General features: G+C 67.9%; 13 protein-coding genes and 1 pseudogene. 4 read left to right on the forward strand and 10 right to left on the reverse strand.

Going from position 1 to position 13,407, the window contains the following annotated elements; translation table 11 throughout:
* Nucleotides 1-167: 167 nt before the first annotated feature.
* Complete coding sequence (locus tag HFP15_RS32890; protein ID WP_312871872.1) at nt 168-1,625, forward strand: MFS transporter; 1,458 nt, start codon at nt 168-170, stop codon at nt 1,623-1,625.
* A 675-nt stretch (nt 1,626-2,300) separates the two neighbouring features.
* Here the strand turns inward: HFP15_RS32890 and HFP15_RS32895 are convergent.
* The 10 genes and pseudogenes from HFP15_RS32895 to HFP15_RS32940 form a co-directional block, all read right to left on the reverse strand.
* Nucleotides 2,301-2,564, reverse strand: a pseudogene (locus HFP15_RS32895) (transposase); the annotation flags it as partial.
* A 204-nt stretch (nt 2,565-2,768) separates the two neighbouring features.
* Nucleotides 2,769-3,419: a helix-turn-helix domain-containing protein gene (locus HFP15_RS32900; protein WP_168520772.1), complete on the reverse strand. Its 651-nt coding sequence runs from the start codon at nt 3,417-3,419 to the stop codon at nt 2,769-2,771.
* 40 nt (nt 3,420-3,459) lie between these two features.
* Nucleotides 3,460-4,677: an allantoate amidohydrolase gene (locus HFP15_RS32905; protein WP_168520773.1), complete on the reverse strand. Its 1,218-nt coding sequence runs from the start codon at nt 4,675-4,677 to the stop codon at nt 3,460-3,462.
* Complete coding sequence (locus HFP15_RS32910; RefSeq protein ID WP_168520776.1) at nt 4,670-5,119, reverse strand: HutD/Ves family protein; 450 nt, start codon at nt 5,117-5,119, stop codon at nt 4,670-4,672. The genes HFP15_RS32905 and HFP15_RS32910 overlap by 8 nt, the downstream gene beginning before the upstream one ends.
* Nucleotides 5,119-6,297 carry an NAD(P)/FAD-dependent oxidoreductase gene (locus HFP15_RS32915; protein WP_168520778.1) on the reverse strand — a complete coding sequence of 393 codons (1,179 nt, stop codon included), beginning with the start codon at nt 6,295-6,297 and terminating at the stop codon, nt 5,119-5,121. The genes HFP15_RS32910 and HFP15_RS32915 overlap by 1 nt, the downstream gene beginning before the upstream one ends.
* Nucleotides 6,297-7,643 (reverse strand): FMN-binding glutamate synthase family protein, encoded by a 1,347-nt coding sequence (locus HFP15_RS32920; RefSeq protein ID WP_168520780.1) that lies wholly within the window; start codon nt 7,641-7,643, stop codon nt 6,297-6,299. The genes HFP15_RS32915 and HFP15_RS32920 overlap by 1 nt, the downstream gene beginning before the upstream one ends.
* Before the next feature lie 13 nt (nt 7,644-7,656).
* On the reverse strand, nt 7,657-8,337 hold the full coding sequence (locus HFP15_RS32925) for a GltB/FmdC/FwdC-like GXGXG domain-containing protein (protein WP_168520781.1): 681 nt from the start codon (nt 8,335-8,337) through the stop codon (nt 7,657-7,659).
* Nucleotides 8,334-9,245, reverse strand: a complete 912-nt coding sequence (locus HFP15_RS32930) for a class II glutamine amidotransferase domain-containing protein (protein WP_168520783.1) — start codon at nt 9,243-9,245, stop codon at nt 8,334-8,336. The genes HFP15_RS32925 and HFP15_RS32930 overlap by 4 nt, the downstream gene beginning before the upstream one ends.
* A gap of 56 nt (nt 9,246-9,301) precedes the next feature.
* A complete protein-coding gene (gene glnT / locus HFP15_RS32935) occupies nt 9,302-10,645 on the reverse strand; it encodes a type III glutamate--ammonia ligase (protein ID WP_168520785.1) in 1,344 nt (447 codons plus the stop codon).
* A gap of 186 nt (nt 10,646-10,831) precedes the next feature.
* Nucleotides 10,832-11,230 (reverse strand): SRPBCC family protein, encoded by a 399-nt coding sequence (locus HFP15_RS32940; protein WP_168520787.1) that lies wholly within the window; start codon nt 11,228-11,230, stop codon nt 10,832-10,834.
* A 194-nt stretch (nt 11,231-11,424) separates the two neighbouring features.
* Here HFP15_RS32940 and HFP15_RS32945 point away from each other — a divergent pair, with 194 nt between their 5' ends.
* From HFP15_RS32945 to HFP15_RS32955, 3 genes are read left to right on the forward strand one after another with little or no spacing between them, the layout of a single operon-like run.
* Nucleotides 11,425-12,444: a DJ-1/PfpI family protein gene (locus HFP15_RS32945; protein WP_168520789.1), complete on the forward strand. Its 1,020-nt coding sequence runs from the start codon at nt 11,425-11,427 to the stop codon at nt 12,442-12,444.
* Nucleotides 12,441-12,905, forward strand: coding sequence for a nuclear transport factor 2 family protein (locus HFP15_RS32950; protein WP_312871873.1), 465 nt, complete (start codon nt 12,441-12,443; stop codon nt 12,903-12,905). Before HFP15_RS32945 ends, HFP15_RS32950 begins: the two co-directional genes overlap by 4 nt.
* 15 nt (nt 12,906-12,920) lie before the next feature.
* Nucleotides 12,921-13,397 (forward strand): nuclear transport factor 2 family protein, encoded by a 477-nt coding sequence (locus HFP15_RS32955; protein ID WP_210718185.1) that lies wholly within the window; start codon nt 12,921-12,923, stop codon nt 13,395-13,397.
* The last annotated feature ends 10 nt before the right edge of the window (nt 13,398-13,407 follow it).

The following is a 13,407-nucleotide window of genomic DNA, read 5'->3' on the forward strand; positions in this document are numbered from 1 at the left end:
AACACAAGCCAGAACCTGATCAACTGGGCCAGTTGTACAACTTTCGAAGCGTTTGTTGACCGTGTGACCCGAACTACTTAATTTCTCTGTAAGACCGGCAGGCGCGCCAGCCATGCCCACCACCGCGCCGACGTTCCGGCGCCAGTTGCCTCAAGGAGGAGGACACTGTGGAATCGCAAGGTCCCGCACACCCCGGGGTCGGCGAGATCGCCGGCCGGCTGGACCGGCTCCCGGTCTCGCGATGGCATTGGAAACTGACCCTCCTCGTCGGCGCCGCCGCGTTCTTCGACCTCTACGAGGTCTTCATGGGCGGCGTCCTCGGTGGTGTTCTCGGCGAGCAATGGGATCTCGCGCGGAACGTGAAGGCCACGCTGATCGCCGCCCCCTTCGTCGGCATGATCATCGGCGCGATCTTCCTCGGCATGGCCTCCGACCGAGTCGGCCGCCGCCGCATGTTCATGGTCAATCTCGGGATTTACTCGCTGCTGTCGCTGGCCGCCGCGTTCTCCCCGGATGTCGGCGTGCTGATCACGATCCGGTTCCTGTGCGGTGTGTTCATGGGCGCCGAGCTGATCCTCATCGACACCTACCTCAGCGAGTTCATGCCGCGGGTCGCACGCGGCCGCATGATCGCCGTCGCCTACGTGATCGGCTTCTGCGGCAGCCCGGTCGTCGCCCTGCTGGGCGGGTTCTTCGTCGCGCGGTCCCACTTCCTGTGGGAGGGATGGCGCTGGCTCCTGGTCATCGGCGGACTCGGTGCGATGGTCGTGTTCGTCCTGCGCCGCGCCATGCCCGAGTCCGCGCGCTGGCTGGTCGAACACGGGCGTGCCGACGAGGCGGACAAGGTCGTCGCAGCAGTCGAAGAAACCGTCCGCGCCCAGCGGGGACCCCTGCCCGCCGTGGAAATCCCTCCGCAACGGCCGGTACGCCGGGTCGCCTTGGCCGACATGTTCCGCCCGCCGTACCGCAACCGCACGATCATGCTGTGGCTGTTCCAGCTCCTGCAGACCGTCGGCCAGTACGGGTTCTCCTCGCTCGTGCCGGTGGTGCTGCTCGCCAAGGGCTACGACATCGTCGACTCGCTGGGCTACACCGCCATGACGTTCATCGGCGCCCCGGTCGGCGCGGCCATCGCCGTTCCGCTGGTGGAACGGTTCGAGCGCAAGTACCTGATCATCGGCTCCGGACTCGTCACCGCGATCGCCGGGCTCTTCTTCGGCACCGCGACCTCGCCGGTGCTGATCGTCGCGATGGGACTGATCATCACCATGGCGAACAACGTGCTCAGCGGGGCGTACCACATCTACCAGACGGAGCTGTACCCCACGCAGGTCCGCAGCACTGCCATCGGCATCGCGTACTCGCTCTCCCGGCTCTCCGCGGCGATCCTGCCCTTCGCCGGCCTCGCACTGCTCGCCAGCTTCGGCCCGATCGGCGTGTTCGTCGGTTCTGCCGCGCTGCTCGTGCTGATGTGCGTCGTCGTCGGCACGCTGGGGCCGCGCAGCAACGGTCGCAGCCTGGAAGCGGTGGCGGGCGCTGGCGAGCAGACGCGGCAGGGGGAGCCAGGGGCCGTCGGTGTGGCCGACCAGCAGGGCGCGGCTGCGCGTGCCGAACTGGGTGAGTAGTTCCGATGAGAGCGAAACGGTGGAGCGCGCGTTTTGCGTGCTCCACCGCGCGGGGATCAATTCGCGCGAGGGCTGTTCGGTGACATCGCTGGGCGACAGGGCGATGCGGAATTTGGCGTAGACGCCGACTTCGCCGTTTTTTCGCGGTCGGTGCTGCGGTCGTTGAACGCGGAGGCCGGTGCATTCCCCCGGCTACCAAGACCGCGGCTCGGCCCATCCGAGCCGCGGTCGTGTCCGCTCGGCTGGTCAGGCGGGAGGCCGGCGCGGTTTGCCACGACGTGCCGGTAGGCGGTTCAGGCAGTCTCGGCGGAGAACCATTGCAGCAGAGTAGGTTGTCCCAACGGGGTGCCTCTGTCGATCCGGTGGGTGAGCGCGGGCAGGGAAAGCAGGTTCTCGCCGCCGAGGTCGAGCAGCGAAGCCTTCCTTACGGTGAGATCGCGGCGTACGAAGTCGGTGCAGCGCGGGGTCTATCTCACTCGTTTGACAGCGTGTGAGGCCGCTCTGACGTGCGGGCGTAGTGAACGGACAAAATTGGTGTTGGGCTGGGCTGGGTGATGCCGAGGGGCCGTGGTGCCGAACGAGCCCGTTTGACAGCCTGGCGCGGGGATCGTGGGGTTGTGGGGCCTTGCCCCGGAATGTTGGACACGGGGTTATGCGGCTTCGGGAAGGGGTCTGTCAAACGAGCGGCTCTGTCGCTGATCTTGTGATGTTTCTTAGTTGGTAAGGAGAACGCGTTTGCGGTAGGAGGTCGAGTCCGGCTCGGCCGTACATTTGCCGTTTGGTCATTTTGATGCGGTTGACATGCCCTTCGGTGGGGCCGTTGCTGTAGGGCTGGGTGAGTCCGGCGATCACGGCTGCCTTGTCTTTGTCCAGCCCGCGGGTGAATGAGTGCACGTAGGGCAAATCAAAGCTCCGCACTGCCGTGATCCACTCCGCGAGAGCCCCTGCGTCCTCGTCTGCACCGTCGATGACCAGGCGCGACAGCCCCGAGAACACCAGCGTCAGACGTCGATCAGCATTGGACTGGCCTCACACTGGCACGAGGCGCCGCATGCGACAGGCACCGACAGGCACCGACACGCACCGTCACCACCGGATTCGGGCCAGAGCCCCAAGATCGGTGTTGCGGCTACTCCGCCGGTGTCAGGTGGTGCTGTCGGGGAAGGCGATCACGGAGAGGAAGCGGATCGGCACGTCGATCAGTTCGACCGGGCCGTGGGCGCCTTCGCCGTCGAGGGTGAGACTGTCGCCTGGCCTGAGGCGATACACCTTGCGGCCGTGCCCATAGTCCATGGCGCCCTCGAGGATGTAGATGAACTCGGTCCCGGGATGCTGGAACAAGGGATAGGTCTCGCTTTTCGCGGTCAGCGTCACCAGGAGGCATTCGAGCCGTTTGTGTTCGTCGCGGAGGGCGCCGAGCAGTTTGTACTCGTGGCCGACCTGGGTGCCGTTGCGCACGATCGGCGTGCCGCGTCCGGCTTTCACGTACGAGGCAGGCCGTTCGGCGTCGGCGCCACGGAACAGCGAGGTGACCGGAACGTCGAGTCCTTTGGCGAGTAGCGCGAGAGTGCTGAGGCTGCAGGAGGTCTGCGCGTTTTCGATCTTGGAGAGCATCGCCTTGGAGATACCGATCTCGGCTGCCATGTCGGCGATGGAGACCCCATGCTGGCGTCGGAGTTCCCGGACGTTTCGCGCGATCGCCGCCTCGAGTTCGAGGGTCTCGATCGGTTCGTCCGGGCTACGGTCCCTGGCCGTGCCGATGTTGCGCAGCAACTCCTTGGCGTCCTCTACCATGAGTACACCCTAACGGCCTGTTGTCCACTGCCAGTGACCGTCACCGGGTGATGAGGAATTCGAGGCTGTCCGCGAGCGCTGTCGCACCGGCTTCGGCGTCGGGGTCCTCGACATGCTCGCTGGGCGCGTGCGACACGCCCGTCGGGTTGCGCACGAAAAGCATCGCGGTGCGGACGTGATTCTTGAGCACGCCGGCGTCGTGTCCCGCGCCGGTGCCGAGCACGGGGGCACCACCCAGCACCTTCACGAGGTCGTCGCGAAGCCGGGCGTCGAAGTCGACGGTGGGGCTGTAGGACTCCTCAACGACCGACACCTCGCAGCCCTCCTCGGCCGCCAAGGCTGCCGCGGCCTGCCGGATCTGTTCGACGACGGCGTGCACGACCACATCGTCGGGATGGCGGACGTCCACCCACAGGTCCACACGCGAGGCGATGACGTTGGTGCCTCCCGGTGTGGGCTCCAGGCGGCCGACGGTCGCGCGGGCTTCCGGTGTCTCGCGGGCGAGCGCTTGGATCGCGACCAGGAGCTTTCCGGCGGCCACCATCGGATCGCGGCGGTCGGTCATGAGGGTGGCGCCCGCGTGGTTTCCTTCGCCGCGGAGGGTGATCCGCCACCGGCCGTGGCCGAGGATGGAGGAGGCGACCGCGACCGGTTCGCCGAGTTCGATGAGCCCGCGTCCCTGTTCGACGTGGAGTTCAACGAAAGCGCCGATCCTGGCCAGGGATTCGGGGTCGGCACCGACGTGGGCCGGATCGAGCCCGGCCGCCGCGCACGCCTCGGCGAAGGTCGTCCCGTCGCCGTCCTTCAGCGCGAGGGCCCGCTCCGGGTTGACCACCCCGGTCAGCAGCTGGGAGCCGAGGCAGGCGAGACCGAACCGCGAGCCTTCCTCCTCCGGGAACACCGCGATGGCACGCGAACGCCTCGAAACCCCGCGCGTGGTGAGTTCATCGAACGCGACCAACGCGGAGGCGATTCCGAGCGGCCCGTCGAATGCGCCCCCGCCCGGCACCGAATCGAGATGGCTGCCGGTGACTACGGCGTCCGGGCCGGGGGTGCCGTCCCAGGCCCAGATGATGCCGTTGCGGTCGGTTTCCACGTCGAGGCCGCGTTTGGCCGCGTGACCCGTGAACCATTCGCGCAGCTCGTGCTCGGCGTCGGAGTAGACCGGGCGCGAATAGCCGCCGCGGTGCGGGTCGCTCCCGATGTCGGCGATCTCGGCGAGCAGGGCGGAGACGGTGCCGGCTGGTTGGTCAGTCATGGGCCACCTTGGTGAGCGGGGTGACGAGTATGTCGGCGGCGTTTTCGCCGAAGTCGACCGTCGTGACCGTTCCGTGCGTGACGGGTTGCCGTGGTGAGCGGAGCACGACTTGGGCGCGGAAGCTGCCGCGCCGGGTCATGACGTTGAGTGCTCTGGTCGGCCGGGCGGGAGAGACCGTCACCGGCGCCTCGCCAGCGAACCGGATCTGCTCGCCGGGACTGAGTTCGACTGGAGTGCCGTCGATCGTCAGCCGGAGTCGGCCCAGAGCCGTGAAAAGACGCTCCATGCCGGGGAAAGTGGCGAATGGCGCGTCGTGCACGAGCTCAGCGAGGCTGACGCGCCACAGGATGTGTCCCCTCGGATCGGACGTTGTCGCCAGCTCTCTGGTGCTGCCGGCGCCGTTGCGCCAGGGGACCGGTGTGACTCGGGCCGGGTCGAGCATCAGCGCATCTCACCGGCACCCACGTACGGGTGCAAACTCGTGAGCGGTGTGCCTTCGGCGAACCGCTCCAGCCGGAAGTCGGCGGCGGGGATGTCGGGATCGGTGCTGTCGCCCTCGAAAACGAGGTCCGCGACGAGATCGCCGACCGCCGGGCTGATCTTGAAACCGTGGCCGGCGAAACCCGCGCACAAGACGAGCCCGTCGATGCCGCCGACGGGGGCGATGACGGGATTCCAGTCCGGAGGCACGTCGTAGACACCGGCGTAGGTGTGCGTGACCGACGGTTCGGGGAATCCGGGGAAGCGGTGCACGATCTTCTCGGCGTAGCGCTCGATGCTGGCCTCGGCGGCGATGTTGGAATAGTGGTCGGGATTAACGAACTTCCGGTCCGCGTCGGCGTGATCGCTGTTGCCGACCAGGAACTGTCCCGCCCCTTCGAGCCGGCAGTACTGCAGGCTGATCAGGTCGGACACGACCGGGAGATCGGGCAGCGGTTCGCCCGTGTCGACGACGAGGAGTTCGGAGCGGTAGGCGTCGACCGGGAAGTCGATGCCGAGACCTGCCAGCAACTTCGCCGACCACCAGCCCGCGGCGACGACGACCAGATCGGCCTCGACGGGTTCACCGCCGGCGAGTTCGACGCCGGTGATCTTGTCGCCCTCGGTGAGAATGCGAGCGACCGGGGTGTTCTGCCGTATCGTCGCCCCCTTGTCCCGGGCACACCTGCCGTAGTGCAGCGCGAGTTGCGTGGCGTCGGCGAAACCGCCCCTCGGCTCGTAGGACGCGAGCGCCACGTCGTCGACGTTCATCATCGGCCACAGCGCCTGGAGCCGGTCGTTGCTGAGGGGGCCGACGTCGATGCCGAGGCTCTGGTGCATGGCGGTATTGGCCTTGAGCGGTTCGGCGTTCTCCTCGCCGACGATCACCGTGTAGCCGACCTGCCGGAACCCCACCTCCTCGCCGAGGTGCTCGAAAACCGGGAGGCTGCGCCACGCCATCGCGGCGATCGAGGGAACGCCGTAATGTGCGCGGACGATGCCGCTCGACTTGCCCGTGCCGCCGCTGGCGAGCGAATCTCGTTCGAGCACGAGGACGTCGGACAGGCCGCGCTCGGTGAGGGCCCGCGCGATCGATAGGCCGATCAGCCCCCCTCCGACGACGATTGCCTTGGTGGCCATCAGAACGCGCCTCCGTTGGTCAAGCCGGGAATCCACGACGTCCCGGCGAGCGGCACGCGGGCCATGGCGGCCGCCTCGATACTGACGGCGACGAGGTCCTCGGGCTCGAGGTGCCGCAGGTGTGCCTTGCCGCAGGCGCGGGCGATGGTCTGCGCTTCCATGGTCATGACCCGGAGGAAGTTCGCCAGTCGGCGGCCACCCTCGACGGGGTCGAACCGGGCCGCGAGTTCGGGGTCCTGGGTGGAGATTCCGGCGGGGTCCTTGCCGTCCTGGAAGTCGTCGTAGAAACCGGCGGCGCTGCCCAGTTTCTCGTAGTCCGCGGCGTGCCTGGGATCGTTGTCGCCGAGTGCGATGAGCGCGGCGGTGCCGATCGCCACGGCGTCCGCGCCGAGTGCCATCGCCTTGGCCACGTCGGCCCCGGTGCGGATACCGCCGGACACGACGAGTTGCACCTTGCGGTGCAGGCCCAGTTCGGAAAGTGCTTGCACCGCCTGGGGAATCGCCGCGAGCGTCGGAATCCCGACGTGCTCGATGAACACCTCCTGGGTCGCCGCGGTCCCGCCCTGCATCCCGTCGACGACGACCACATCGGCCCCGGCATGGCAGGCCAGCTTCACGTCGTAATACGTGCGGGTGGCGCCTACTTTGACATAGACCGGCTTCTCCCAGTCCGTGATCTCACGCAGCTCGGCGATCTTGATGGTCAGATCATCCGGGCCGGTCCAGTCCGGATGGCGCGACGCCGAGCGCTGGTCGATACCCCGCGGCAAGGTCCGCATGCCCGCGACGCGCTCCGAAATCTTCTGTCCCAGCAGCATCCCACCGCCACCGGGCTTGGCGCCCTGGCCGAGCACCACTTCGATCGCGTCGGCCTTGCGCAGGTCGTCGGGATTCATGCCGTAGCGCGAGGGGAGGTACTGGTAGACGAGATGCTTGGACTGGCCGCGCTCCTCGGGCGTCATGCCCCCGTCGCCGGTCGTGGTTGACGTGCCGACCTCGGACGCGCCGCGTCCCAGGGCCTCCTTCGCCCGGCCGCTCAGCGCGCCGAACGACATGCCGGCGATGGTGACCGGGGTCCGCAGGTGCAGCGGGTACGTCGCGAACCGGTCGCCGAGCACGACGTCGGTGCCGCACTTCTCGCGATAGCCCTCGAGCGGGTAGCGGCTCATCGAGGCGCCGAGAAAGAGCAGGTCGTCGAAGTGCGGCAGCGGCCTTTTCGCGCCCCAGCCGCGGATGTCGTAGACACCGGTCTCGGCGGCGCGCTGGATGGCCGCGATCACGGTCCGGTCGAAGGTGGCCGACTCGCGCAGGCCGAGCCGGGCGCGATCGTCGTCGGAGAAGGTCATGGCGCTCGCCTCTTCAGTACGCGGAGGTGTTGTCGACGTGGAAGTGGTACAGCTCCCGGGCTGAGCCGTAGCGGGTGTAGGAGGCCGGATCGTCATCGCAGAACCCTGCCGACTTGAGCAGCCCGGCGAGTTCTTCGAGGTGTTCGGCGCGCATCTCCTTCGCCACGCAGTCAGCTCCGAGTGAGGCGACGGTGCCGCGCACATAGACGCGGGCCTCATAGATCGAGTCACCGAGGCCGTCGCCGGCGTCGCCGCGGACCACGAGGCGGCCGGCCTGGGCCATGAAGGCGCTGTTGTGCCCGATGCCGCCGCCTACGACGATGTCGGCGCCCTTCATCGAAATCCCGCACCGGGCCGCCGCATCGCCCTCGATCACCAGCAGCCCGCCGTGCGCGGTCGCCCCCGCCGATTGGGACGCGTTTCCTTTGACCACAACCGTTCCGCTCATCATGTTCTCGGCGACGCCGACGCCGGCGTTGCCGTCGATGATGATCTCGGCCTGCTGGTTCATGCCCGCGGCGTAGTAGCCGACGTGACCGTTGACGGTGATCTTGACGGGCGCGTTCACGCCGACTGCCACGGAATGCGCGCCCAACGGCCCGTCGATGACGAACTCGCCCGCGAGCCCGCCCGCGTGCAGCGCGTGGTTGACCTCGCGCAGCGGCGTCCGGCTCAGATCGAAACGGGTGGTCATGCCGATGCCTCCGTACGGGTCCAGGCGTAGACGACCTCGGGTTCGGGCTCCCAGATGCGCGCGGCTTCGACGCCGGGCAGGTGTGCCAGTGCGCGGAACTCCGACGCCACGGCGACCCAGTCGCTCGTCTCGGCGATCACGGCGGGTTTGCAGGCGATGGCGTCCCGCACCACCGCGAAGGAGTCGCGATTGGACACCAGCAGCGTGTAGAACCCGTCGAAGGTCGCGCACAGTTCCTTGAGCGCGCGCTCGACATCGTCGCCGTCGGCGAGCCGTTTGGCGACGAAACGAGCGCCGACCTCGGTGTCGTTCTCACTGTCGAACTCGACGCCGGTCGCGGCCAGTTCGCGCCGGATGGTGGCGTGATTGGCGAACGAGCCGTTGTGCACGAGGCATTGGCCCGGTCCGACGGCGTACGGGTGCGCGCCGCCGGGCGTGACGGCCGATTCGGTGGCCATCCGGGTGTGGCCGACGCCCTGCCATCCCCAAGCGCTGCGCAACCCCCAGCTTCCGGCCAGTTTCTTCGGGCTGCCAACGCCTTTCAGCACGGCGAGGTCGGCGCCGAAGCCGCCCACAGCCACGTGCGGCCAGACGTTCTTGGCGGCCGCGAGCAGCGCTTCGGAGCCGACCAGGCCGGTGACGAGGCAGGTTGTATCGAGGTTGGTCGCTTTCAGTTCGGCGCCGACCTCACCGGCCAGCACCGCCGCCACCTCATCGGCCGGGGCGGGCACGTCGAGGAGGGTGACCGCGCCGTGGCCCACCGGAGTCCACTGTGGATTCCCGTACACCGAGATTCCCGCGGAGTCGGCGCCGCGGCTCTCCATTTCGCAGAGCATCCCGGCGAGCAGTTCGCCCAGTCTCGGGTGAAGATCCGGATTGCGCAGATGCAACCCGACGATTCCGCACATGATGGTTCCTTTCGGTTCGGCAGCGGACCGTTGTGCGCCGGTTTCCCCGAGCTGGGTCAGAAGGCGGTGAGATAGCGGTGGTGTTCCCAGGAACTCACGTCGGAGTGCCAGGTGAAGAACTCCTCCCGCTTCAGCTGGGCGAAGTAGTGCGCGACGCTGGGCACCGCGTCGCCGGCCCATTCGCCCGCCGCGGCGTCAAGCATCCCGGTCACGACCGGATCCGCTTCGAGGGCCTCGACGGCGTGCAGCAGGGTCGGCGGGAGCGAATCGCCAGGGCCGCTGCCCGGTTCGCCGGGGTCGGCGAAGCTCTTCACCCCATCGAGGCCGGCCGCGAGCGCGCCGGCGATCGCGAGATAGGGGTTCGCCGAACCGTCGCCACCGCGCAGTTCGAGCCGGTGCGCATCGGGGATCCGGACGTAACGGGTGCGGTCGTTTCCGCCCCAGGTCGGCGTGTTCGGCGCCCAGCTCGCACCCGAAGCGGTCGCGGTGGCGCCGGTCCGCTTGTAACTGTTGACCGTCGGTGCGAGCACCGCTTGAAGAGCGCGGGCGTGGTCGAGAATTCCGGCGACGAAGGCGTACGCGGTGGCGCTGAGGCCGAGGCCTCTCGCGTCCTCAGTGGAATCGCCGGCGGGAAACACCTCGGCATCGCCGCTGGTCAGCGACAGATGCAGATGCAGCCCCGACCCGGTCTTGCCGGTGAACGGCTTGGGCATGAACGTCGCGATCATCCCGCGTCCGGCCGCCATGACGCTGAGCAAGTACCGCAAGGTGATCACGCGGTCGGCTGTCGTCAGCGCGTCGGCGTAGCGGAAGTTCTGTTCGAACTGCCCGCTGCCGTCCTCGTGGTCGTTGGCGTAGTTGCCCCACCCGAGCTGGTTCATGGCGGAGGAGATCGCGGCGAGGTGATCGTACATGCGGGTCACGCCGCGCGCGTCGTAGCAGGGCCGGGCCGCGGTGTCGTCGTCGTCGGCCGGCACCAGTTCGCCGGCGGCGGACCGCTTGAGCAGGAAGTACTCGACCTCGGCTCCGACCCACGGCTCGAAGCCGGCGTCGGCGGCCTGCTGGACGAGCGCACGCAGGATGTTGCGCGGCGCGAACGGCCACGGCTTACCGAGCACGTGCGGGTCGCAGTGCACGATCGCCAGCCCCTCCTTGACGAAGGGCACCGGTGTGAAGGACGCCGGGTCCGGGATCGCCACCAGATCGGGATCCTTGGGCTCCTGCCCGATGGCGCCGACGGCGTAGCCGGCGAACCCGGCGCCTTCGGCGGAGAGCGTTTCGACGGCCTCGACGGGCACGAGCTTCGCACAGGGCTTGCCGTTGAGGTCGACGAAGAGCGCCAGGACGAACTTCGTGCCGGCCGCCTCACACAGGGCGGCCAAGGAGGGCGGTTCCGACACGTTCGGGTCCCTTCGTGTTGTCCACTGTTATGAACTATCATCTACTGTCAGTAGATTCCTGGAGTATTGCACAGGATAGGCCGATGCGAAACGGATCGGGCTGTGACGCGGACAAGGCGGCCGCCGTTTCCCTGCGTGCCAAGGAAAACCGGCCGCGCCGGCCGTTGAGTCCTCAGTTCTGACGGGCTATCCGCGGCGCGAGAGGAACTCGTTCAGGGCGCCCACGGCCTCACTGATCGCTCCGTCGAAAGCCCGCGCCAGCTCGGCGGGCGCGATGTCGGTGCTGTAGATCAGGATCGACCGCCCGGGGTCGAGTTCGATGACGTCGACCGTACCCAGGTGGTCCGCGATGGGGAGGTCCCCGGCGCGTGCGCGGTACTGGAGACGACGCAGGGAATCGTCGCTCGCGACGATCACCTCCTCGATCACCGACCCGTCGGCAAGAGTGACGCGCCGGAGTGATCCCTCGATGCTCGATCCGGTCATCGCAGGGAACCAGTCGGCGACGTTGCCGGCGTCGCGCACCAGCTTCCAGACCGTGTCGGCGTCGTGATCGAGGACCGCGTGTGTACGAAGAGTAGTCATGGACGGGACCTTAGCCAGCCATCGCGCACTGAGCGGGCGTGCGGAAGGAATGGGCTACAACGCAGCAGCAATCCGCGATCGGGGACTTGTGAGCGGCGGAATTCGATATCCGGCAGCAGGATTCTGCGATGTAACCCCGGCCACTTCGAGCTAGCTTCTTGGGAACCACAACCAGCTTCCCCGAGAGGAACCTCATGCCTCGCATCGCCTACCTCGTGTCCAGCGCACGGGAGATCGACCTGCGCGACAGCAGCGGCCATCCGACCGGTTTCTGGCTGGAGGAGGCGCTGCTCTCGTACGAGCGGTTCGCCGCCGCGGGCGCCGACGTCGTGGTGATCACGCCCGACGGAAGTGCCCCGGTCCCGGACCCCTACGGCCTCGAGCCGATCTTCCACTATCCGGCCGAGGACCGTGACTACTTCGCGTCGGTGTACCGGACCTTCCACCATGATCCGGACGACATCCGCATCACCCTGCACCACACCACGGAGCTGGACCTGGTGGCCTCGCGGCGGATCGCGCTCCGGCTCGGTGCCGCGGGGTGCACGCCCGCGCAGGCCCACGACGTGGTCAGCCGCGCCGCCAAGATCGCCTGGGCACAGGACCGGAAGCTGGTCGACGTCATGCTCGCCGAGGGCCTGGACGGCGGCCTTCCCGAGGCCGCGCTCCGCGACGCGGTCGAGGAGCTGAACGCGGCGAGCCGGGCGGTGCGGGACGACCGGCTGGCCCGGCTGGCCGCCATCGAGGGATTCGCCTCGCCGCAGGCGCTCTCGGCGCTCACCGATGAGCAGCTCGCCGGCTTCGACGCGATGTTCGCGCCGGGAGGCCACGGCCCGATGGTGGACCTGCCGGGCAACGCCGACGTCGCGCGGCTGCTCTCGGTTCTGCACAACAAGAACGCGACGATCGCCGCCCTCTGCCATGCGCCGGCGCTGTTGCTTTCCGCGCCGGAGCGCCTTGACGGCCAGTGGCTGTTCGAAGGGTTCCGCCTCACCGCCTACACGAACGAGGAGGAGGACCAGAATGCCATCGGCCGGCTCGGCATGCCGTGGCTGCTGGCTTCCGCGCTTCAGAACGCGGGCGCCATATTCGACGACGCCGTCTACCCGTGGGCGTCGCATGTGGTCGTCGATCGCAACCTCATCACCGGCCAGAATCCCTACTCCACCGAGGCGACCGCAGACGCTGTCCTGAAGGCGCTGGAGCTCCGGTGAACCGCTACAGCACCCCCGAGGAGTCCATTGTGAGCGCACGCCCCCGTGAGACCGTCGAGGCGTTCCTGAACGCCTTCAAGCTCAAGGACGTCGACGCGGCGATGTCGAACGTCGCGGACGACGCCAAGGTGACCGTCTTCCCGCTCCAGGTCCGCGGCGGCGGTGCGGACGTCGTCCGCACGCTGCTCGAGGACGTCGTCACGTCATTCCCGGACCTGCTGATCACGGTCAAGGACGTGATCGAGGTGGGCCGGGTCGTCGTCGCCGAGTTCAAGATCGAAGGCACCCAGTCCGCCGACTTCCTCGGCGCGATCAACCAGGAGAAGCACCTCGACCTGGACACCGCCTGGCGGTTCACCGTCGAAGGCGATCATCTCGCCGGCATCGACGCCTACTGGTGCCAGAACCAGCTCTACCGCCGTCTCGCGGTGAAGCGACAGGACCACGTGACGATCGTCTGAGAAGGAGACCCGAACATGACGCAGCTGGATACCGCACCCGCGCGGACGAGGAAACCCGCCGACGTGGTCGCCGAGTTCTTCGACCGCTACCGCGAACGCGACGTGGTGGCGATGACCGACCTCTGCAGCGACAACTGCGACTTCTCCTACATCCCGTTCGAGGTGTGGGCCAAGCAGCGCGTGGTCCGCGGAGACGGCAAGGTCCGCACGATCGGCAGGGTGATCTGGAGCGGCTTGATCAACGCTTTCCCCGACCTGGGCAACACGATCCACCACATCGACGGCAACGACGAGGGTGATGTCGTCGTTGCCTGCGACATCACCGGGACGCAGCAGTCGGCGTGGGGCTTCATCGGCTCGCAGGGCCAGTACTTCGCCGAGCCGCACCTCTTCATCATGCACGTCGGGCCGGACGGCCTGATCGACAGCATCAAGGCCTATTGGGACAACGCGGGCGTGAACCGGCAGCTCGGCCACCTCGAAGTCGACTGAGAAAGGACGC

This window comes from Amycolatopsis acididurans (assembly GCF_012328925.1).
Lineage (GTDB): Bacteria > Actinomycetota > Actinomycetes > Mycobacteriales > Pseudonocardiaceae > Amycolatopsis_E > Amycolatopsis_E acididurans.